Annotated in this window: 18 protein-coding genes, 1 rRNA gene and 1 riboswitch; of the genes, 5 read left to right on the top strand and 14 right to left on the bottom strand. The window is 69.6% G+C overall.

Translation table 11 applies throughout. The annotated features are described in order from the left end of the window. Positions 1 to 182 precede the first annotated feature (182 nt). Positions 183 to 1,007, top strand: a complete 825-nt coding sequence (locus QMK24_RS37515) for a PhzF family phenazine biosynthesis protein (protein WP_283471370.1) — start codon at positions 183 to 185, stop codon at positions 1,005 to 1,007. A gap of 57 nt (positions 1,008 to 1,064) precedes the next feature. On the opposite strand, the gene QMK24_RS37510 is transcribed toward QMK24_RS37515, so the two are convergent. Continuing rightward, positions 1,065 to 1,850 carry a CPBP family intramembrane glutamic endopeptidase gene (locus QMK24_RS37510; protein ID WP_502962704.1) on the bottom strand — a complete coding sequence of 262 codons (786 nt, stop codon included), beginning with the start codon at positions 1,848 to 1,850 and terminating at the stop codon, positions 1,065 to 1,067. Positions 1,851 to 1,971: 121 nt separating this feature from the next. Between QMK24_RS37510 and QMK24_RS37505 the strand changes: the two genes are divergently transcribed. Continuing rightward, positions 1,972 to 3,762: a VWA domain-containing protein gene (locus QMK24_RS37505; RefSeq protein WP_283471368.1), complete on the top strand. Its 1,791-nt coding sequence runs from the start codon at positions 1,972 to 1,974 to the stop codon at positions 3,760 to 3,762. A gap of 40 nt (positions 3,763 to 3,802) precedes the next feature. Here the strand turns inward: QMK24_RS37505 and QMK24_RS37500 are convergent, their stop codons facing one another. After that, positions 3,803 to 5,296 (bottom strand): glutamate-cysteine ligase family protein, encoded by a 1,494-nt coding sequence (locus QMK24_RS37500; RefSeq protein WP_283471367.1) that lies wholly within the window; start codon positions 5,294 to 5,296, stop codon positions 3,803 to 3,805. Between the two features lie 471 nt (positions 5,297 to 5,767). Between QMK24_RS37500 and QMK24_RS37495 the strand changes: the two genes are divergently transcribed. Beyond that, complete coding sequence (locus QMK24_RS37495; RefSeq protein ID WP_283471366.1) at positions 5,768 to 6,355, top strand: hypothetical protein; 588 nt, start codon at positions 5,768 to 5,770, stop codon at positions 6,353 to 6,355. Between the two features lie 322 nt (positions 6,356 to 6,677). Next, the gene (locus QMK24_RS37490) at positions 6,678 to 6,884 is read left to right on the top strand and encodes a DUF5999 family protein (RefSeq protein WP_283471365.1); all 207 of its coding nucleotides are present in this window, start codon (positions 6,678 to 6,680) and stop codon (positions 6,882 to 6,884) included. Positions 6,885 to 6,950: 66 nt separating this feature from the next. Here the strand turns inward: QMK24_RS37490 and gcvP are convergent, their stop codons facing one another. After that, positions 6,951 to 9,836, bottom strand: coding sequence for an aminomethyl-transferring glycine dehydrogenase (gene gcvP, locus QMK24_RS37485; RefSeq protein ID WP_283471364.1), 2,886 nt, complete (start codon positions 9,834 to 9,836; stop codon positions 6,951 to 6,953). Positions 9,837 to 10,024: 188 nt separating this feature from the next. Further along, positions 10,025 to 10,122: riboswitch (glycine riboswitch) on the bottom strand. A 125-nt stretch (positions 10,123 to 10,247) separates the two neighbouring features. Between gcvP and QMK24_RS37480 the strand changes: the two genes are divergently transcribed. After that, positions 10,248 to 10,625, top strand: coding sequence for a PRC-barrel domain-containing protein (locus tag QMK24_RS37480; RefSeq protein ID WP_283471363.1), 378 nt, complete (start codon positions 10,248 to 10,250; stop codon positions 10,623 to 10,625). A gap of 34 nt (positions 10,626 to 10,659) precedes the next feature. On the opposite strand, the gene QMK24_RS37475 is transcribed toward QMK24_RS37480, so the two are convergent. From QMK24_RS37475 to rrf, 11 genes are all read right to left on the bottom strand, one after another. Beyond that, positions 10,660 to 12,027, bottom strand: a complete 1,368-nt coding sequence (locus QMK24_RS37475) for a DNA polymerase IV (protein WP_283471362.1) — start codon at positions 12,025 to 12,027, stop codon at positions 10,660 to 10,662. Between the two features lie 58 nt (positions 12,028 to 12,085). After that, positions 12,086 to 12,694, bottom strand: a complete 609-nt coding sequence (locus tag QMK24_RS37470) for a MerR family transcriptional regulator (protein ID WP_283471361.1) — start codon at positions 12,692 to 12,694, stop codon at positions 12,086 to 12,088. A 192-nt stretch (positions 12,695 to 12,886) separates the two neighbouring features. Continuing rightward, entirely contained in the window at positions 12,887 to 13,360 is a 474-nt protein-coding gene (locus QMK24_RS37465) for a bifunctional nuclease family protein (protein WP_031518684.1), read from the bottom strand. An 81-nt stretch (positions 13,361 to 13,441) separates the two neighbouring features. Then, entirely contained in the window at positions 13,442 to 14,179 is a 738-nt protein-coding gene (gene ftsR / locus QMK24_RS37460) for a transcriptional regulator FtsR (protein WP_283471360.1), read from the bottom strand. 43 nt (positions 14,180 to 14,222) lie between these two features. Next, positions 14,223 to 15,122: a double zinc ribbon and FHA domain-containing protein gene (locus QMK24_RS42110; RefSeq protein ID WP_502962705.1), complete on the bottom strand. Its 900-nt coding sequence runs from the start codon at positions 15,120 to 15,122 to the stop codon at positions 14,223 to 14,225. Positions 15,123 to 15,186: 64 nt separating this feature from the next. Beyond that, entirely contained in the window at positions 15,187 to 16,197 is a 1,011-nt protein-coding gene (locus tag QMK24_RS37450) for a DUF881 domain-containing protein (RefSeq protein ID WP_283471358.1), read from the bottom strand. Between the two features lie 7 nt (positions 16,198 to 16,204). Next, positions 16,205 to 16,537, bottom strand: a complete 333-nt coding sequence (locus tag QMK24_RS37445) for a small basic family protein (RefSeq protein ID WP_283471357.1) — start codon at positions 16,535 to 16,537, stop codon at positions 16,205 to 16,207. Beyond that, entirely contained in the window at positions 16,534 to 17,475 is a 942-nt protein-coding gene (locus QMK24_RS37440; RefSeq protein ID WP_283471371.1) for a DUF881 domain-containing protein, read from the bottom strand. The genes QMK24_RS37445 and QMK24_RS37440 overlap by 4 nt, the downstream gene beginning before the upstream one ends. Positions 17,476 to 17,538: 63 nt before the next feature. Then, the gene (locus tag QMK24_RS37435; protein WP_283471355.1) at positions 17,539 to 20,034 is read right to left on the bottom strand and encodes a mannose-1-phosphate guanyltransferase; all 2,496 of its coding nucleotides are present in this window, start codon (positions 20,032 to 20,034) and stop codon (positions 17,539 to 17,541) included. 23 nt (positions 20,035 to 20,057) lie between these two features. Further along, a complete protein-coding gene (gene clsA, locus QMK24_RS37430) occupies positions 20,058 to 20,666 on the bottom strand; it encodes a cardiolipin synthase ClsA (RefSeq protein WP_283471353.1) in 609 nt (202 codons plus the stop codon). A gap of 109 nt (positions 20,667 to 20,775) precedes the next feature. Then, positions 20,776 to 20,892 (bottom strand): 5S ribosomal RNA (gene rrf, locus QMK24_RS37425). Positions 20,893 to 20,895 lie beyond the last annotated feature (3 nt).

Below are 20,895 nucleotides of genomic sequence, written 5' to 3'. Positions count from 1 at the left end.
CTGCGCGGACAGGTGCCCCCACCACATCCCCCGCCTGACACTTTCCCCACCAGCCCAACTTCGCTGTCACAAACTAGCGTTGGTCCAACTTCGGTGGCAAACGACCCATCTTCGCTGGCACAGGTCACACCTCCCTCTGATTGGCTCTGGCCTGCGGCTTTGCCGCTGCCTAACCTCGCCCCATGCGGATTCGAATCGTCGACGCCTTCACCGACCGGCCCTTCGCCGGCAATCCGGCCGGAGTCCTGCTCCTGGACGACACCGACGCGTTCCCCGGCGACCGCTGGCTCCAGCGGGTCGCCTCCGAGATCAACCTCTCCGAGACCGCCTTCGCGCACCGCCTCGGCGGCACCGCGGACGCCGACTGGGCGCTGCGCTGGTTCACCCCGGCGACCGAGGTCGCCATGTGCGGGCACGCCACGCTCGCGACCGCCCATGTGCTGTTCTCCACGGGCGCCGCCACGTCGCGGGTGCGGTTCGCCACCCGCAGCGGGGTCCTGACCGTCCGGCCCGCCGGCGGTGGCGCGCTCACCATGGACTTCCCCACCGCGCCGCTCACCGCCACCGAGCCGCCACCGGACCTCGCGACGGCGCTCGGGGCGGAGCCGCTGGCCACCTACGACACCGGCCCTGACGTCGGCGACCTGCTGATCGAGCTGGCCGACGAGGCGACCGTGCGCGCCCTCGCCCCGGACTTCGCCGCTCTCACCGCACTTGGCCCGCGCGGAGTCATCGCCACCGCCGCGGCCGACGACCCGTCCCAGGGCTACGACTTCGTCTCGCGTGGCTTCTTCCCCGCCGTCGGCATCGACGAGGACCCGGTCACCGGCAGTGCGCACACCGCCCTCGCGCCCTTCTGGTCCGCCCGGCTCGGCCACGCCGAACTGACCGGCCTGCAGGTCTCCGCCCGCACCGGCTCCGTCCGCACCGCGCTGCGCGGCGACCGCGTGCTGCTCACCGGCACCGCCGTGACCGTCATCGACGGCGAGCTGCACGCGGCCCCGTAGCCCCCTGTCCCGTCCGGCTTCCGGCTCCCGGCTCCCGGAGGAGCGATGCGGCGCGGTTCAGGCCGTCGGCAGCCAGCCGACCCGGCCCGCCAGCAGCGCGTAACCGACGAAGGCCACCGTGTCTATCAGCGCGTGCGCGGCCACCAGCGGCCCGACCCGCCCCCACTTGCGGTAGAGCAGCACGAACAGCACCCCCATGACCATGTTCCCGACCATCCCGCCGACGCCCTGGTACAGGTGGTAGGAGCCGCGCAGCACCGCACTCGCCCCCAGCGCGCCGGCCGGGGACCAGCCCAACTGCCCCAGCCTGCGCAGCAGATAGCCGACGACGATCACTTCTTCCAGTACCGCGTTCTGGGCGGCGGAGGCGATCAGTACGGGGATCTTCCACCACACGTCCGGCAGTGACTCCGGCACCACGGTGAGGTTGAACCCGGCCGCCCGTACGCCCAGGTAGAACAGCAGCCCGGTGCCACCGATCGCCGCCGCTACCACCGTGCCGCGACCCAGATCGCGGCGCGGCCCGGTCAGGTCGAAGCCGATGGACCCCATGCCGACGCGTTCGCGGGCCAGCAGGTGGGCGACCAGCGCGACCGGCACCAGGGCGGTGGCGATACCGAACAGCTGCCAGGCCAGGTCCAGCCAGGGCCGCCCCGGCGCCTGGGACCCGACCAGCGTGGCCGCCTGGTCCTTGAGCGCGCCGGGCCTGGTCAACGACCCGGCGAAGCTGATGAGCGCGCCCACGGCGCTGGCGCCGAGCGACAGGGCCAGTACGAGCAGTGCCTCGCTCCGCAGCGTCCGCCGCGCGAGCCCGGCTCCCGCCCCGTATGACTCTGTGTGCACTCGAACCTCCATTTACGTCATCCCGCCTCGGTGCCGTTCCCGCTTGGCTAGGGTCTCGAAAAAAGATACTGAAGATCGCGCGCGACAGGCCGGAGCCCCCCTCAGGAGAGACGCAACAGCCATGGGACGTCACCGCATTCCAGTTGATCCCCGGGAGGCCGGCGGAGCTCCGCGCCCACGGGTACGCCGCCGCACCATAGCGGTCACCACCACCTTCGTCCTGGCCCTGGGTGCCGGTTCGTTCGCCGTGCTGCGCGGCGGCCTGCTGCCCCTCAACGGACAGTGCGCGGCGGGCGTGGTCAAGATCGGTGTCGCCGCCTCGCCCGACATCGCGCCCGCTCTCACCACGATCGCCCAGCAGGCCAGGACCACGGGCGTGAAGACCGACGGGCGCTGCCTCGACGTCACCGTGACCGGGCGCTCGTCGGCCGAGGTAGCGTACGTGCTCGGCAAGGCTCCCTCACACCCCGATTTCCAGGTCTGGATCCCGGACTCCCGCGTGTGGCTCGACCAGGTCGGCGTCGGCGGCCACGGCACCGCTTTGTCCATGATGACCAGCATCGCCCGCTCCCCCGTGGTCGTCGGTACGCTCGATGCGCAGGCCCAGAGCCTGGGCTGGCCTTCCAAGGCGTACACCTGGGCAGATTTGACCACGGCCGCCGCCGGGAGGAGTGACTTCCGCCTCGGCACCGCGGATCCCGCCCGCAGCGCGGCGGGCATGCTGGCCCTCGCGATGATCACGTCGTCGGTCGCCCGCACGGGCGGCGACGTGGACACCCAGACCGCCGCGGCGGCGAAGATGCTGGCCCAGCACACCACCCCGGGCGACGCGCAGAACGTGGCCACGCTGCCCAACGACACCAGCAGGGCCGAGCTGACGAACCCGCAGCGCAACCAGGCGCTGGTCCTGTCGGAACAGGCGGCGTTCACCCGCAACAGCGCGGGCGGCGGCCGTCCCACGCTGGAGCTGTTCTATCCCAAGGACGGCGCCGCCGCCCTCGACTACCCCTACGCGATGCTGGACGACAACGCGCTGTCCACGGACCAGTCCCGGGCCGTGTCGCGCTTCATGTCACTGCTCGGCAGCGACGCGAGCATCCGGCTGCTCGGCGAGCGCGGCTTCCGCCCGCCGACGGGCGACCCGGACCCCGCGCTGCTGCGCGCCGCCGGCAGCAGGGAGCCGCAGCCCCTGAGCGCGACGCCCGCGCCCGCTCCGACGGGCCAGGACCTGCAGAAGCTGCGCGTCATGTGGCAGATCACCGTGCAGAGCGCCCGGATCACTACGGTCGTCGACGTCTCGGGGTCGATGGCGGCACCGGTGCCCGGCACCTCGGGACAGACCCGGCTGGACGTCACCAAGGCCTCACTGCTGCAGGCCCTGACGCAGTTCACCGCGGAGGACGAGGTGGGCCTGTGGCGGTTCTCCACCCGGCTCGACGGCTCCCGCGACTACGAGCAGCTCGTCGCGACCGGACCGCTCGGCGAACGCTCCGCCCAGGGCACCACGCAGCGGGACCGGCTCACCGCCGCGTTCGGCGGCCTGCAGCCCGTGGACGGCGGCGCGACCGGCCTCTACGACACCACCCTGGCGGTGTACGAGGACGCCAGGAATTCGTTCGCCGCCGGGAAGTTCAACACGGTCGTGGTCCTGACCGACGGCGCGAACGAGGATCCGGGGAGTATCTCCCTCGACACCCTGGCGGCCAAGCTGAAGGAACTGGGCAGCCCCGCTCGTCCCATCCCGCTCATCGTGATCGCGGTCGGCCCCGACGCCGACAAGAGCGCCTGCGACCGGATGGCCAAGGCCACCGGCGGGGCCGCCTACCGGGTGAGTGATCCGGCGCAGATCCAGGCGGTGCTGTTCAAGGCCGTGGTGGCGGCCGCGGCGAGCGCGGCGGCCGCCACGAGCTGACCCGGGCGGCCGCCACGAGCTGATCCGGATAAGGAAGCGGTCAGCTCACCGGCCAGGTATGCACCGGTTCCCCGGAGTGCATCAGTTCGCAGTAGCGCAACGTCATCGACGCGAGCGCGGCGCGCCGGTCCAGGCCGCGCTCCAGCTCGCGGTGGAAGACCGCCGACTGCCATTCGGCGCCGTTGGTGCGCAGCCGGCAGCGGCCCTCGATGATGCCGAGGTAGCGGTCGCGGTCCACGGGCTCGATGCCCCACGCGTCGAGCCCGGCCGCGGCCAGCGGCAGCAGCTCCTCCAGCACCAGCTCCACGGCGGGAATCTCCACGATCCCGCCGCCGCGCCCCGGCCGCGGCCAGTGCATGACGGCGCCGATGCCGTGCCGGCAGGCGGCGTCGAAGTTCGCGGCGGCGGCGGCGAACGGGAGCCTGAGCCAGACCTGGCGCGGCGCCTCGGCCAGCGCCCGCACCAGCCCGTAGTAGAAGGCCGTATTGGCGACCACATCGGCGACGGTGGGGCCCGCGGGCATCACCCGGTTCTCCACCCGTAGATGCGGTACACCGTCCACCACGGCGTACACCGGACGGTTCCAGCGGTAGATGGTGCCGTTCTGCAGCGTGAGCTCCTTCAGCTGCGGCACCGTCCCCGCGTCGAGCATCGCCAGCGGGTCCTCGTCGTCGCAGATCGGGAGCAGCGGGGAGAAGTAGCGCAGATTCTCCTCGAACAGGTCGTACACCGAGTCGATCCAGCGTTCCCCGAACCAGGTCAACGGCCGTACGCCCTGCGCCCGCAGTTCCTGGGTGCGGGTGTCGGTGGCCTGCTGGAACAGTGGTGGTCTGGTCTCCCTCCACAGCTCTCTGCCGAACAGGAAGGGCGAGTTGGCGCCCACCGCGACCTGCGGTCCGCTCAACGCCTGTGCCGCGTTCCAGACCGCGGCGAACCGGGCGGGCGTCACCTGCAGATGCATCTGCATGGAGGTGCAGGCGGCTTCGGGGGCGATGGAGCCCGACGTGTACAGCAGGTGCTCCACGCCCGCGATGTCCAGGGTGATGTCCTCGCCGCGAGCGGCCAGTATCCGGTCGTTGAGCAGCATGTACCGGTCGACCCGGGACAGGTTCGCCGATACGAGATCCTGGGCGCTGAGCGTCGGCAGAATACCCACCATGACGATGTACGCACCGACTTCGCGGGCCTTGCGGTCCGCGTATCCCAGTCCGATGCGCAGTTCTTCCGCGAGCCGGTCGAGCACCCTCCCCGAAAGATGGTGCGGCGCGATGTTCACTTCGATATTGAACTGCGCCAGCTCCGTCTGGAAATCGGTGCTGGCGATCCGCTCCAGCACCTCTTCATTCATCATCCGCGGCAGCCCTGCCGAATCAGCGAGATTCAACTCGATCTCAAGTCCCATGAGATTCCTGGGCCGATCGAACCTCTTCTCATCCAGCAGCCGCTCCAGTCCCATGAGACACTGGCGCAGCTTCACCCGGTACCGCTGCCGGTCGGACAGGTCGAACCCGGTGGCTACGACCTTTTCCCCCATCGGAGCGTCCTCCTCGTGTGGGCCGTGTGACGATGATGCCCAACCGAAAAGATCGATAAGGCCCCACCGGCACCGACCGGAAGCTAAGCTGCCGGATAGGACGCGGCACATTCCCCCGGCAGTTTCCCTCAGCATGGTCGCGTCAACCGGGCCCCAGGGGTACCCCTCGTGAAAAACACCGACGGGTTTCAGCCGTCCGCGGCGAGGGGGAATGCACAGTTCAGGGGAGCGCACTCCGGCGCAAAACCGGAGGAAGAGTCTGGCCAAGAAGGCCAATTACCGACTTGCCCGCAATGCCGGCGACAGCTAGACGAAACATCGCGTGAACACACGTCGTATAAACTTCGCGCACAAGGCAGAGACTCCGCGATCCGCCGGACGTGCCTGCGCAGGAACGCCTCACCGCTTCGCTGACAGTGCCGTCCGCACCCGCCCAGCACCACCGTGTCTCCGACTGAGAGGCAACCCACCATGCCGCTGCATGTACCCCCCGTACCAGCACCCGCTCTTCGCAGTGTTCTCGCCGCCCTGAGTTCGCCCACCGCCGTCCTGGAGGCGCGTACGCCGGCGCTGCGTTCGGCCGAGGGCCCGCTCATCCCCGAGCACCCGCTCCCCGTGCATGTCTTCGAGCTGCCCGCCTCGGGCCACGGCCTGCCGCGCGCCCGGCTCACCGGCTGGCGCTTCCACATCCGCGCCGGGGACCGGGTCGCGGCGGCGGGCGAAACCGTCCGCACCCCCGACGGATGGGCGTTCTCCCACTTCTCGGAGGGCCCGTACCTGGCGTCCACCGAACGCGCCCTGCGGCAGGCGGAAGCCCTTCCGGTCGCCTACCAGCCGCATCTGCTGTCCGTACCCGGGTTGTACATGCTGGCGCTCTGGCTGCACAGCGACATCTCGGCCGAAGCCGGCTCCGCCCAGCCCGCCCCCGCCGACCTGTTGGTGCCCCTCGCCCCCGCGCCGCCGGGAATCGCCGCCCACCGGCTGCACCGGCTGTCCGATCTGGTACCGGTCCTCACCCTGCGACTGGCACCCGCACCACTCCTGGGGTCAGCTGTCTGACGCGCTGCCGGACGGCACAGCGAACAGCGAACAGCGAACGCCCCCGTGACCGACGGTCACGGGGGCGCTGTCATGCGTGTGCACCGTTCCGGCCCAGCCCGGAACGGCCATGGTTCACCACCCGAAAAGGCACGGGCTGTGACGGCAACCGCCCGGTCGGGTGACGCGTCCTCACCAGGTGAGGACAGCTCGCGTGAAATCCCTGCGGATTCCTCGCAGTAGAGCAACACTGGGACCGACCGAACGAACGGGGGCGGTTATGAACCAGGTATCAAGCCAATCCGACCGCACGACTCCTCTACCGCAGCGAAAGACACCTTCCATGTGCCAGCACCAGCCGCAGTGCCCCTCCGCCGAGTGCTCCGACCGTGAGGCCGCGCTCATCGTGGCCCGCCATCCGGAGCAGGGCTGGAGCCTGCTGTGCAACGGCGTCCTGCTCTTCGAGGACACCGGCGAGCTGCTGCCCGACGGGCAGATCATCGCTCCGCACCGGCCGCTGGGCACCGAACAGATCGCCACGGCAGCCTGATCCGCCGGACCCCGCCGACAGCAGCGGGGCCCGGACGTTTGCAGGACTACGACAGCGGCATGGGTACTACGCGTCGTACTCGTCGAGCGGCGGGCACGAGCACACCAGGTTGCGGTCACCGAAGGCGCCGTCGATGCGCCGCACCGGCGGCCAGTACTTGTCCACGGCCGACACGCCGGCGGGGAAAACGGCCTCGTCGCGGGAGTACGGGCGCTTCCACTCCCCGCCGAGCGACGCTGCGGTGTGCGGCGCGTTGCGCAGCGGGTTGTCGTCCACGGACCACTCACCGGAGCCGACCTTGTCGATCTCCCGGCGGATGGCGATCATCGCCTCGCAGAAGCGGTCCAGCTCCGCCAGGTCCTCGCTCTCCGTCGGCTCGATCATCAGCGTGCCGGCCACCGGGAACGACATCGTCGGCGCGTGGAAGCCGTAGTCGATCAGGCGCTTGGCGATGTCGTCCACCGAGACGCCGGTCTCCTTGGTCAGCGGCCGCAGGTCGATGATGCACTCGTGCGCGACCAGACCGTTGGGGCCCGTGTAGAGCACCGGGTAGTGCGACTCCAGCCGCTTGGCCACGTAGTTGGCACCGAGCACCGCGACCTGGGTGGCGCGCCGCAGTCCCTCGCCGCCCATGAGGCGCACATACGCCCAGGAGATCGGCAGGATGCCGGCGGAGCCCCAGGGCGCCGCCGAGACCGGTCCGATGCCCGTGGCGGGCCCTGCGGCCGGCTGCAGCGGGTGGTTGGGCAGGAACGGGGCCAGGTGCGCGCGGACCGCGACCGGACCGACGCCGGGACCGCCGCCGCCGTGCGGGATGCAGAAGGTCTTGTGCAGGTTCAGGTGCGAGACGTCCGCGCCGAACTTGCCGGGCTTGGCGAGGCCCACCAGCGCGTTGAGGTTGGCGCCGTCCACGTACACCTGGCCGCCTGCCTCGTGCACCGTCGCGCAGATGTCGGTGATGTTCTCCTCGAACACACCGTGCGTGGACGGGTAGGTGACCATCAGGACGGCCAGCTCGGCGCGGTGCAGCTCGATCTTGGCGTGCAGGTCCTCGACGTCCACATCGCCGTCGTCGAGAGTCCTGACCACGACGACCTTCATACCGGCCATCACCGCGCTCGCCGCGTTGGTGCCGTGCGCGGACGACGGGATGAGGCACACGGTGCGCTGCGCGTCACCGTTGGAGCGGTGGTAGGCGCGCACCGCGAGCAGTCCGGCCAGCTCGCCCTGCGATCCGGCGTTGGGCTGGATGCTGACCTTGTCGTAGCCGGTGACCTCGGCGAGCTGCTCCTCCAGCTGGTGGATCAGCGTCATGTAGCCCGCGGCCTGCTCGACCGGCGCGAAGGGGTGCAGCGCGGCGAACTCGGGCCAGGTGACCGGCTCCATCTCGGTGGTGGCGTTGAGCTTCATCGTGCACGAGCCCAGCGGGATCATGCCCCGGTCCAGCGCGTAGTCGCGGTCGGACAGCCGGCGCAGGTAGCGCAGCATCGCGGTCTCGGAGCGGTGCTGGTGGAAGACCGGGTGTGCGAGGTATCCGTCGCCGCGCAGCAGCCCTCCGGGCAGCGCGTCGGGGACGGCCGCGTCGAGCGCTCCGATGTCGCCGGTGACCCCGAAGGCACCCCACACCGCGGTCAGCTGATCGCGGCCGGTGGTCTCGTCGCAGGCGATGCCGAGCAGGTCGGCGTCCGTCTCCCGCAGGTTGACGCCCGCGGCGCGGGCCGCGGCGGCGATCCCGGCGGCGCGGCCGGGCACCCGGACGGTCACCGTGTCGAAGTACGCGCCGTGCACGACTTCGACGCCGCCGGCCCGCAGGCCCCCGGCGAGGATGGCGGCGTAGCGGTGGGTCCGCCGGGCGATCTGGGCCAGCCCGTCAGGACCGTGGTAGACCGCGTACATGCCCGCCATCACGGCGAGCAGCACCTGTGCGGTGCAGATGTTGCTGGTGGCCTTCTCGCGGCGGATGTGCTGCTCGCGGGTCTGCAGGGCCAGCCGGTACGCCTTGTTTCCGTCCGCGTCCACGGAGACGCCGACCAGGCGGCCGGGCAGGCTGCGGGCGAACTTCTCACGGACGGCCATGTAGCCGGCGTGCGGGCCACCGAAGGCCATGGGGACGCCGAAGCGCTGGGTGGTGCCCACCGCGATGTCCGCGCCCAGCTCACCGGGCGAGGTGAGCAGCGTCAGAGCCAGCAGGTCGGCGGAGACGGTCACGATCGCGCCCAGCTCGTGCGCCCGCTCGATGACCGGCTTGAGGTCACGTACCGCACCGGAGGCGCCCGGGTACTGCAGGAGCACGCCGAAGACGCCGCGCTCGGCCACCTCCTCGGGGATGCCGTCCGTGAGGTCGGCGACCACGACCTCGACACCGGTCGGCTCGGCACGCGTTTGGATCACCGCGATGGTCTGCGGGAAGCTGTCGGCGTCGATCAGGAAGACACCCTGCTTCACCTTGCCCACCCGGCGGGCCAGCGACATGGCCTCGGCGGCGGCGGTGCCCTCGTCCAGGAGCGAGGCGCCCGAGGTCGGCAGCCCGGTGAGGTCGGCGACCACCGTCTGGAAGTTCAGCAGCGCCTCGAGCCGGCCCTGCGAGATCTCCGGCTGGTAGGGCGTGTACGCCGTGTACCAGGCCGGGTTCTCCATCACATTGCGCAGAATCACCGGCGGGGTGAACGTCCCGTAGTAGCCCAGCCCGATCATCGGCGCGAGCACCTGGTTACGGTCCGCGAGCGAGCGCAGCTCGGCCAGCACCTCGGCCTCGGTACGGGCGGCGGGCAGGCGCAGGGCTTCGACGCTCTTGATGGTGTCCGGTACGGCAGCCGCGGTGAGCTCGTCCAAGGAGCCATAACCGACATGAGCCAGCATCTTGGCCTGGGCGCCGGCGTCGGGCCCGATGTGGCGCTGTTCGAACGGGATGCCGCTCTCGAGCTCGGAGAGTGGGGTGCGGTGGGCTGTCATCTACGGAGGCCTCCTGGTCTGACACGACCTGCGAGGGGTGCCGCGGCGCGGACACCCGAACGGCCTCCCCCTCTGTCATCACAACCTGAGAGCTTCACCATGCTTCCTCAAGCACGACTTTCACCGTCGGTGAGGACCGGTCCCGCGCACATCTCATGCCCGAGGCCCGCCCTGCTTTCCAGAGTGACCTCATCCATGCGGTACCGGGTGCCTGAGAGATTCCGGGGAGGATTTGCTCCTTCGGCGCCTCCGACACGATCTCGGAGGACTCTCCCGCATGGGGTCTGCAGCCGCCATTCAGCCTACCAGCGGGGGTGGGGGCGAATTCCTCGCGGTTCCCTCGAGTCGACACCGCCCCCAATGTGGCATTTGGTTGGTCTAGCAGAGCACTCCCGATCAGTTGGAGGGATCGTGCAGAGCGATATTGATCCGCGCAGCCTGATCGGCCGCCGTGCCCTGGACCGCAGCGGGGCCAGGATCGGCACGGTCGACGAGGTGTACCTCGACGACGCGACGGGCGAGCCGGAATGGGCGGCGGTACGCACCGGGCTGTTCAGCCGCGACGCCTTCGTGCCCCTGGAGCCCAGCGAGGTCGTGGGCGGGCAACTGCGGGTCCCCTTCGCCAAGGCCCTCATCAAGGACGCCCCCGACTTCGGTGTCGGGCGCCACCTCTCCCCCGAGCAGGAGATCCAGCTCTACCACCACTACGGCATGGACATCCCGTCCGTCGCGACCGAGGCCCCGCGCGGCTCGGACCGCGACTTCGGCCGGCTGGCCGGCGAGGACTGACCGCCGGGAGCGACCCTTGATCCGGCCTCCCGGGTCACGGGACGAGCGGCAACGGTTCTGCCGCTTCCAGCGCGGGATCCTCCACCGCGAAGGTCCGCACCCGGCCCGGTAAAGAGTCCGTCGGCTCCTCGAAACGCACGGTCACCCGCCCCACCCCGCTGCCCTGCACCCACCCGGCACCGAACTCGGCATGCCGTACGTCCTGCCCCGGCATCCATCGCACAGCCCGCCCGGGCGCCGCCTCCGGCACCGGCGGCGTGGTCGGGTCCGCCTCCTCCAGCGCCGCGATCTCCGCCGCGCGTTCCGCCGCGGCCTCCGCCACGAGCTCCGCCTCCAGCTCGGCCGCCTGGGCGAACAGATCTTCCTGGGTGAAATCGGCCAGCCCGGTGACGCCCACCCCCAACAGCCGCACGCCATTGGCCGTCTCCACCGATTCCAGGAGCCGTCGCGCGGTCTCCCGCACCACCCCGGGGTCGTCCGTCGGAGCGCGCAGGGTCTCGGACCGGGTCAGGGTGCTGAAGTCGTAGCTGCGGACCTTGATCACCACCGTCCGCCCGGACCGCCCGGCCTCCCGCAGCCGCCGCACACAGCGGTCCGCGAGCCGGTCGAGCTCCGCGCGCACCCGGGCCCGGTCGGTGAGATCCACATCGAAGGTGTCCTCCGCCGACACCGACTTCGCGTCCCGGTCCGCGACGACGGGCCGGTTGTCCAGACCCATGGCCATGGCGAACAGCGACGCTCCGTGCGCCTTCCCCAGCAGCTGCACCAGCTCGGACTCCCCGGCCAGCGCCACCTCCGCGACCGTGCCGATGCCGGCGCGGCGCAGATGCTCGCCCGTCGCGGGCCCGACACCGGGCAGGACCCGTACGGGCATCGGGTCGAGCAGGGCCCGCTCCGTGCCGGGCTCGACCACCAGCAGGCCGTTCGGCTTGGCCTGCTCGGAAGCGATCTTGGCCAGCAGCTTGGAGCCCGCCAGCCCCACCGAGGCCGTCAGCCCCGTCGCCGCCTTGATCCGGGCCCGGACGCGCCGCGCCACCACCAAAGGAGCCTCGGTCATCTCCCCGGCCTCCAGATCCACGAAGGCCTCGTCCAGGCTCAGCGGCTCCACCAGCGGCGACAGCTCCCCGAGAATCCCCATCACGGTGTCGCTGACCCGCTGGTACAGCTCGAAGCGGGGGATTAGATAGGCGGCATTTGGGGCGAGACGGCGGGCGTGGGCCATGGCCATCGCCGAATGGATGCCATGGACGCGCGCCTCATAGGACGCTGTCGCGACGACGCCGCGCGGTCCGAGACCGCCGACCACGACCGGCTTGCCCCGCAGGCTCGGCTTCGAGGCCTGTTCCACCGCGGCGTAGAACGCGTCCATGTCCAGATGCAGGATCGTCGGAGCCGTTCTCACAGTCACCGATGCTGCCGCATGGCACTGACATTCACCGTACGGACGTACGGCGAACGGCTCACCCCACGCGGTTCCGGCGCCGGGCGAGCTCGTCGGCGGGGTTGTGGCCGGCCAGCGTCTCGCCGGTGTCCACCCGTTCGCCGTGCAGCTGCGACAGGGAACTCTCCACGTCCCGCCACACCACTCCCACGGCGATCCCGAAGACGCCCTGACCGCCCTGGAGCAGGTCGACGACCTCATCGGACGAGGTGCACTCGTACACCGTCGCGCCATCGCTCATCAGGGTCATCCGGGCGAGCTCGGACGGTGGGCTGGTGCGCAGATGCCGCACGGCGGTCCGGATGTTCTGCAGGGAGACCCCGGTGTCCAGCAGCCGCTTGACGATCTTGAGGACGACCACGTCACGGAAGCCGTAGAGACGTTGCGCGCCGGATCCGTAGGAAGCCCGGACACTCGGCTCGACCAGGCCGGTACGGGCCCAGTAGTCCAGCTGCCGATAGGTGATGCCGGTCGCGGCGCACGCCGTCGGTCCCCGGTACCCCACCGTCTCGGTCTCGGGCTCCTGTGCGCCGGCCACCGCACCGCCGACCGGTGCGGGCTGCCGGGCCAGGGCCCCGCGGATGGGATACGGGCCGCCCGGGGCCATACCGTCGCCGGTGCTTCTCACGCCGCCCTCCGTCCCTTCGCGTCCCGGCCGGCGCGTGCACGTGCCAGCGGGACTTTCCATCTCGACGGTAGGCAGTCACTCGGGGTGCGTCAACGATCGCCACACTCGGCACGCCGAGTGATATCAACCCCGAGAGTGGTTTCGCGTGCCCCCGAACGGGGAACAGCTAGCCGAATGGGCCAAATAGGCCCGTCATTGATTGCTCGTGCCGAAGTCCTCCGGCGAGATCTGGTCCAGGAATTCGCGGAACTTCTCGACCTCGTCCTCCTGCTCGTCCGGGATGGCGATACCCGCGTCGTCCAGCACTCCGTCGCTGCCGTAGATCGGCGTCCCGGTGCGCAGTGCCAGCGCTATGGCGTCCGACGGGCGGGCACTGACCTCCACGCCGCTGGCGAATACCAGCTCGGCGTAGAAGACACCCTCGCGGAGATCGGTGATCCGCACCTCGGTGAGGGTCTGTCCTACCGCTTCGAGCACATCCTTGAACAAATCATGGGTCAGCGGGCGCGCAGGCGTCATGCCCTGCTGCGCGAAAGCGATGGCCGTGGCTTCTCCAGGCCCGATCCAGATGGGCAAATACCGGTCGCCTCCCACTTCGCGCAGGAGCACGATCGGTTGATTGGAGGGCATTTCGACCCGGACACCCACGACGTCGAGCTCGTTCACACAGTAACCCTAGGACGTGCCCGGCAGGTTTGGGTAGTCGAGCATCCCGCTCCTCGGACTTGACAGGTACCGCACGGCTTGTCAGAAGAGCCGCAGGCGCAGTGCGGACTGGACCATGGCAGCGTGCAGACGGACCGAAAGGGCCGCCAGTTCCCGGGCGGTGATCTCGGCATGGTTGCGGGTCTGCGGGTTGCGGTGCCGCCGCAGCGGGGCGACCACCTGTTCGACCAGACCGACCTCACGGTCGGCCGCGGCCTTCACCGCACGCAGATGGCGCGGTTCGAGCCCGAAGCGGCCCATATCGACGATCAGCTTGCCGATATTCACCGACTCGGGGTCATAGCCGCCGTCCCGCCCCGCCTCCACCAGGCCGTAGGACTCCCACTGCTCCAGATCGTCCGGCTCGGCGCCAGTGGCTGCCAGCAGCGCCTCCCGCCCGATCCGCAGCCCGGTGGACCTGTCAGGGCCATCCGGGCCGTCAGCGGGCTCACGGGAGTCACCCGGACCCGGGAGCGGGATCTGCTCGCCCCGGTCGAGCGCGTCCAGATGGTCCCGGATCACGCGCAGCGGCAGGTAGTGGTCCCGCTGCATACGCAGTACATGACCGAGCCGCTCCACATCGCGCACCGCGAACTTCCGGTAGCCCGATGGAGTGCGCTGCGGCTCCACCAGGCCCTCCGCCTCCAGGAAACGAATCTTGGAGATGGTGACCTCGGGGAACTCGTCCTGCAGCTCGTTGAGCACCGCCCCGATGCTGAGCAGTCGGCCGTCCGCGGTGGCGGTGCCGTTTCCGGCACCGCCTGACGGTGTTCTAAGCATGGACCTTCCCTGGGGGTCCCCCCGGACGGAGTCCGGGGGAGGGTCAGATGCCCCGCTGGCTCGCGTAGAAGACCAGCCGGTACTTGCCGATCTGGACCTCGTCGCCGTTGGCGAGAGATACCGAGTCGATCCGCTCCCGGTTGACGTAAGTGCCGTTGAGGCTGCCCACGTCGGAGACCGTGAAGCCGCCGTCGGGCGCCTGCCGGAACTCCACATGCCTGCGCGAGACGGTGACGTCATCCAGGAAGATGTCGCTCTCCGGGTGGCGGCCGGCCGTCGTCAGCTCGCCGTCCAGCAGGAAGCGGCTGCCCGAGTTCGGACCGCGGCGCACCACCAGGAGGGCGGAACCGACCGGCAGCGCGTCCACGGCCGCCTGGGCCTCCGGGGACAGCGACGGCGTCACGGTCTGACCGGTCGCCTCGGCCTCGTATGCCTCGAGCCCCGAGATCGAGATCGTGGACGTGGTCTCCGACGGCCGCTCGGACGGAGCACCGGGACGCAGCGGCGCACCACAGTTGGAGCAGAAGCGGCTCGCTTGGGCGTTGGTGTGTCCACACCTCGTACATACCGGCAAGGCCGTCATGGACTGAGCCTCCTGCCGCGGATCGCCCGCGGGGACGTTCGACGCGTACGGGCCGGAGGGAAACCCTCCACCCGTACTTGAGGTTGATGGTTCCCCGAAACCTATGCGGCCGGACGCGGCAGGGTCAACAGACGCCACACCTTGGCCGCCCGAAATGTCGCCGCCGGGAGCAGGAGGCTCGTTACGGAACAACGGCCGTTCCTCGGGCGGGCCGTCCTCCTGTGCACGGCGCGGGGCACGATGTCGCGCCGTGGCGGGATCACCTGACTGCCGTGCCTGGCGTGCGCTCTTGCCGAACAACTTCCCAAACAACTTCACGGGCGATTCCCCTTGAAAGAAACAGACCCGCCCGTGGGGCAGGACGAACCCTCGCTACACACAGTTTCCAGCACGGACCACCCCGACGATGTGCCGACCCCCCGCCTCACTGGGATGACGACCGAGCGTAGTCAGGCTGCTTCGGTGGCCGCAAGGCATCCACGACGATCTTCTCAGAACGGACGACATCGGCCGTGGCCTGCTCCTTCTTCAAAGTCTGCACCACTCCGCCGGGAATGTTGAGCGCCGGCTCCAGGTCCTGCGGATTTCCGATGACCTTGAACCGATAGGGCTGGACCACCTTGTGCCCGTCGATCTCCACGCCGCCGGAACCCTGGGTGAAGTACGTGTCGGCGACTACCCGTACATCATTGATCTGGATCGCCTCCGCCCCGGCCGCCCGCAGCTCCTGCAGCGTGTCGAGCAGTTTGTCCGCCTGGAGGCCGCCCTTGGGGTCGGAGACCGTCAGATTGATGCCCGGCCCCTCCGCGGCGACGGTACCGGCCAGTACGCCGAGCTGCTGGGCCTTCTGCTCGGTCTGCTTACGGGCCTCTGCGGCCTGGTTCGAACTGGTCTCCAGCTCGGAGCGCTGGGTCTCGAGACCGCGCTTCTCGTCCTGGAGGCGCTGCGTGCGGTTGTCCAGCTCCGTCAGGATGCGCACCAGGTCCTCCTGGCGCGCGCCCCGCAGGGCCCCGATGTCGCTCGTGGAGCGCACCTGGATGGCCAGGCCCAGACCAAGGACGAACAGCAGCAGCGCGACGATCAGCTGCGCGCGCGACAGCCGCGGCGGCCACAGGCCCGCCAGCAGCCGCTGCCGTCCTGTCCCGGCGGACGCCGGCTTCCCGGACCCGGCCGCGGTTCCGGACTGCGCGGGAGTCTGGGGCGGAGTTCCGGACGAGGACTCGGAGTGGGAGGCGGAGTCGGACTCGGACTCGGACTCGGACTCGGACGGAGTCTCGGACGAGGTCTCGGGCGGGGCCGTCTTCCCGGGGCGCGCCGGCGCGTCGGCCGGCTCGGGGGCCTCGGCGTGCTCGGGCGTCCCGGCGCGTTCAGGGGTCTCGGCGCGTTCGGGGGTCTCGGGCGTCTCAGCGCTCTCGGGGAGCTCTTCGTTGCTCATGCGCCGGTCACGCCCGGAACACGTGGCGGCGGATGGCAGCCGCGTTGGAGAAGATCCGGATGCCCAGGACGACGACCACACCCGTGGACAGCTGTGCTCCCACACCGAGCTTGTCCCCGAGGAACACGATCAGCGCGGCCACCACCACGTTGGAGAGGAAGGAGACGACGAACACCTTGTCGTCGAAGATCCCGTCGAGCATGGCCCGCAGACCGCCGAAGACGGCATCGAGCGCCGCGACCACGGCGATCGGGAGATAGGGCTCGACCATTGTCGGTACGACGGGGCGGACCACGAGTCCGACCACGACTCCCACGACGAGGCCCAGTACGGCGATCACTTCGTACCCTTCCCTGTATTGGCGGCGTCCGCCTTCGTGTTGCCGGGAACCGGCTTGGCGTAACGCACGATCAGACTGGGGGCGGCCGGCAACCGCACCTCGCCCTCCGCGGAGATGTCCGCGCGGATCCCGTAGCTCTGTTCCAGTACGTGCAGATACTGTCCGTCCGCACTTTCCTGGAAGGCCGTGCTCAGCCGCTGCCCGTCCCCGATCGCCAGCACCGTGTACGGGGGCGCCAGCGGCTTGTTGTCGACCAGTATGGCGTCACCTGCGGCACGGATCGCCGACAGTGCCGTCAATCGCTGGCCGTTGACGGCGACGGCCTCGGCCCCCGACGCCCACAGCCCGTTGACGATCCGCTGCATATCACGGTCGCGCACCCGCCCGGTGTCCGAGAAACCGCTGCTCTGCCTCGGACCCCCACCGGTGCCCTGCCCGGCTTCCTTGGCATCGTCGACGACCAGCTTCACACCCGGGCCCTTCACCGGCGTCGCGCCCGCCAGCAACGACACCAGATCGGTACTGCCGGCACCCTGCACGCCCAGAGCGGCGTGCTGCTTCGTGGCGACCTCGTCGCGCAGCTGGTCCACGCTCTTCTGCAGAGCGTCCGCCGAGTCCGTCCCGGACTGGATGCGCTCGATCAGCTTCTGCCGTTCCTTGGCCGCCGTGGGAGCGCCGACCTTCGCCTGAGCTGCCCCGAGCGTGACGACCAGGGCGGCCAGTACCAGCCCCGCCGCGAGCCCCAGCTTGGCCCGCAGCGTGGTGGGCAGGTGTGAGCTGCCCACCACGCCACGACGCTCCGCCGCCTCCGCGTAGCCGTCGTCGAGGCTGTGTTCCATCACGTTGGTCAGCAGCGACATCGAGGCGTCGGGGCGCCGTGGCGGGGCGTTCGGGCTGGGGCTGCTCCGATCCTGGTGCTGCTGCGGCATGCCGCACATCGTCGCACGTCGGGGCCGCTCCACTCGAACGGCCCCCTTGCGGCGCGCCGTTCGGCCGCCGAATCAGTGGCCCGCGCCCTCCACGATCGCCGACCACTCGTCGAGCAGCGCCTGGGCGGACGCGTCGTCCGGCCCCTCCGCCCACAAATGCGTGACCGCCTCCGCGGGATCCGGCAGGACCATCACCCAGCGGCCATCGGTCTCCACGACCCGGACACCGTCGGTGGTGTCGACGGACCGCTCGCCCGCGGCCTCGACCACGCTGCGCATCACCAGGCCCTTGACCGCCCACGGTGTGGCCACGTCGCGCCGCAGCACATGCGCCCGCGGGATCCGGGCATCGATCTGGCTGAGGGTGAGCTGGGTACGGGCCACCAGGCCGATGAGGCGCACGAACGCCGCCGACCCGTCGAAGACGCTGCTGAACTCGGGGATGATGAAGCCGCCCCGGCCGTCTCCGCCGAAGATCGTGCTCTCCGCCCGGCCGACCCGGGTGAGGTCGTCGGGTGAGGTCGTGGTCCACGCCACCTGCGTGCCGTGATACGCCGCCACCTGCTCGGCGATACGGGTGGTGGTGACCGGCAGCCCCACGCGTCCGCTGCGGCGCTCGGCCGCCACCAGGTCCAGCATGACCAGCAGCGCCCGGTCGTCCTCGACGATCCTGCCGCGCTCGTCCACCAGCGACAGCCGCTCACCGACCGGGTCGAACCGGACGCCGAAGGCCGCACGGGCCGAGGCGACGATCTCGCCCAGCCGGACCAGTCCGGACCGGCGCTCGTCGGCGGTCTCCGTGGGCCGTGCCTCGTTCAGCCCGGGGTTGATGGTGAAGGCGTCTACTCCCAGCCGTCCGAGGAGGCTGGGCAGCACCAGGCCGGCGCTGCCGTTCGCCGCGTCCACGACGACCTTCATCCCCGACTCGGCGACACCCGAGGTGTCGACCGCCCGCAGCAGCGAGCCCGTGTAGGAGTCGAAAACACTCGACGGGAAACGCAGGTCACCGATCTCGCCGGGGAACGCGCGCCGGTACTCCTGACGTGCGAAGACCCGGTCCAGCTTGCGCTGCCCGCCCGCCGACAGGTCGGCGCCGCGTTCGTCGAAGAACATGATGTCGACGGAGTCCGGCGTGCCCGGGGTCGTGCGGATCATGATGCCGCCGGCGCTGCCGCGCGCCGTCTGCTGCCTGGCCACCGGCAGTGGGACGTTCTCCAGGTCCCGTACGTCGATGGCACTGGTCTGCAGGGCCGAGATCACCGCGCGCTTCAGCGCCCGCGCGCCACGGGAGTGGTCGCGGGCGGTGGTGACCGTGGAGCCCTTCTTGAGCGTCGTGGCGTAGGCACCCGCCAGGCGCACGACGAGTTCCGGGGTGATCTCCACGTTCAGGATGCCCGAGACACCGCGCGCACCGAACAGATGCGCCTGGCCCCGCGACTCCCAGATGACGGACGTGTTGACGAAGGCGCCTGCCTCGATGGTCTTGAACGGATAGACCCGGACGTTGCCCGCGATGATCGACTCCTCGCCGATCAGGCATTCATCGCCGATGACCGCGCCGTCGTCGATCCGCGCCGCCCGCATGATGTCGGTGTTCTTGCCGACCACGCAGCCGCGGAGGTTCGTCCCCTGGCCGACGTAGACGTTGTCGTGGATCACGGCCTTGTGCAGGAAGGCCCCGGATTTGACGACCACGTTCGAGCCGATGACCGTGTGCTCGCGGATCTCCGCCCCGGCCTCGACCTTCGCGTAGTCACCGATGTACAACGGCCCGCGCAGTACGGCGTCGGGGCTGACCTCGGCGCCCTCGGCCACCCAGACGCCCGGCGAGATCTCGAAGCCGTCGAGGTCCACGTCGACCTTGCCCTCGAGCACATCGGCCTGGGCCTTGATGTAGCTCTCGTGGGTGCCGACGTCCTCCCAGTAGCCCTCGGCGATGAAGCCGTAGATCGGCTTGCCTTCCTTCATCAACTGCGGGAAGACATCGCTGGACCAGTCGACGGACGTGTCGGCGGCCACATAGTCGAAGACCTCGGGCTCCATGACGTAGATGCCCGTATTGACGGTGTCCGAGAACACCTGGCCCCAGGTGGGCTTCTCTAGGAAGCGTTCGACTCTGCCCTCGTCGTCCACAATCGTGATGCCGAACTCCAGCGGGTTGGGCACCCGCGTCAGACACACGGTGACAAGTGCGCCCTTTTCCTTGTGGAATGCGATGAGTTCGGTGAGGTCGAAGTCTGTGAGTGCATCCCCGGAAATCACCAGGAAGGAATCGTCCTTGAGCGCCTCTTCGGCGTTCTTGACACTCCCGGCTGTTCCGAGTGGCTTTTCCTCGTTGGCGTACGTGAGCTCCATGCCAAGTTCTTCGCCGTCCCCGAAATAATTCTTGACGAGGGATGCGAGGAACTGGACGGTCACCACGGTCTCGGTGAGACCGTGCCGCTTGAGCAGCGTCAGCACGTGCTGCATGATCGGCCGGTTCGCAACCGGCAGCAGGGGCTTGGGCATACTCGAGGTCATTGGGCGAAGGCGTGTGCCTTCACCGCCGGCCATCACGACGGCCTTCATGTCGGAAAAGTCCTCCTTGCGGCTCAATCAGCCGTGGCGTCCATCCGCACAAGTCTGCGGACCTGCACTACATAGAGGATCCCTGCCCACCAATACAGAGTTGTACCCCATCCGGCGAACGCCCATCCGCAAATGGACGCGAGCGTTGCGAGCCAACCACTGCCATCGCTCAGTAGCAACAGCGGGAAGGCATACATCAAGTTGAAGGTGGCGGCCTTGCCCACGAAGTTCACCTGCGGCGGTCCGTATCCGTGCCGCCGGAGGATCAGGAGCATTACCCCCATCATCACCTCCCTGGCCAACAGGAGCAACGTCAACCACAAAGGGAGGATGTCCCTCCAGGTGAGGCCGACCAGGGTGGAGAGCACGAACAGCCGGTCCGCGGCCGGGTCGAGGAGCCGGCCGAGATTGCTGACCTGGTTCCAGCGCCGGGCGAGCTTGCCGTCCAGGTAGTCGCTGATGCCGCTGAGTGCGAGCACCAGGAGCGCCCAGCCGTCGGCCTTCGGGCCGCCGAACTCGGGCCACAGGATCAGCCACAGGAACACCGGCACGCCCACCAGGCGGGCCATACTCAGGATATTGGGGATCGTGAAGATCCGATCCGTTTGCACCTGTGTCTCCTGGACCTCCACCGGGGGCCCCTCCTGTATGTACGTGCCGATGATTCCACCCGACCCTACCCCAGACAACAAAAAGGCCCAGCCTCGGATCGAAGATCCGAGGCTGGGCCTCGTAATGATTGTTCGGCGGTGTCCTACTCTCCCACAGGGTCCCCCCTGCAGTACCATCGGCGCTGAAAGGCTTAGCTTCCGGGTTCGGAATGTAACCGGGCGTTTCCCTAACGCTATGACCACCGAAACA

The sequence above is a fragment of the Streptomyces sp. PH10-H1 genome, from assembly GCF_030063355.1.
Classification (GTDB): Bacteria; Actinomycetota; Actinomycetes; order Streptomycetales; family Streptomycetaceae; genus Actinacidiphila.
This window is presented reverse-complemented; position numbering and strand designations above follow the sequence as displayed.

Coding starts and splice junctions, on each gene's coding strand:
- QMK24_RS37435 (WP_283471355.1), bottom strand. CDS start 20,034: ATGAAGGCCGTCGTGATGGCCGGCGGTGAAGGCACACGCCTTCGCCCA.
- QMK24_RS37440 (WP_283471371.1), bottom strand. CDS start 17,475: ATGTGCGGCATGCCGCAGCAGCACCAGGATCGGAGCAGCCCCAGCCCG.
- QMK24_RS37490 (WP_283471365.1), top strand. CDS start 6,678: ATGTGCCAGCACCAGCCGCAGTGCCCCTCCGCCGAGTGCTCCGACCGT.
- QMK24_RS37495 (WP_283471366.1), top strand. CDS start 5,768: ATGCCGCTGCATGTACCCCCCGTACCAGCACCCGCTCTTCGCAGTGTT.
- QMK24_RS37450 (WP_283471358.1), bottom strand. CDS start 16,197: ATGAGCAACGAAGAGCTCCCCGAGAGCGCTGAGACGCCCGAGACCCCC.
- QMK24_RS37515 (WP_283471370.1), top strand. CDS start 183: ATGCGGATTCGAATCGTCGACGCCTTCACCGACCGGCCCTTCGCCGGC.
- QMK24_RS37505 (WP_283471368.1), top strand. CDS start 1,972: ATGGGACGTCACCGCATTCCAGTTGATCCCCGGGAGGCCGGCGGAGCT.
- QMK24_RS37500 (WP_283471367.1), bottom strand. CDS start 5,296: ATGGGGGAAAAGGTCGTAGCCACCGGGTTCGACCTGTCCGACCGGCAG.
- ftsR (WP_283471360.1), bottom strand. CDS start 14,179: ATGCTTAGAACACCGTCAGGCGGTGCCGGAAACGGCACCGCCACCGCG.
- gcvP (WP_283471364.1), bottom strand. CDS start 9,836: ATGACAGCCCACCGCACCCCACTCTCCGAGCTCGAGAGCGGCATCCCG.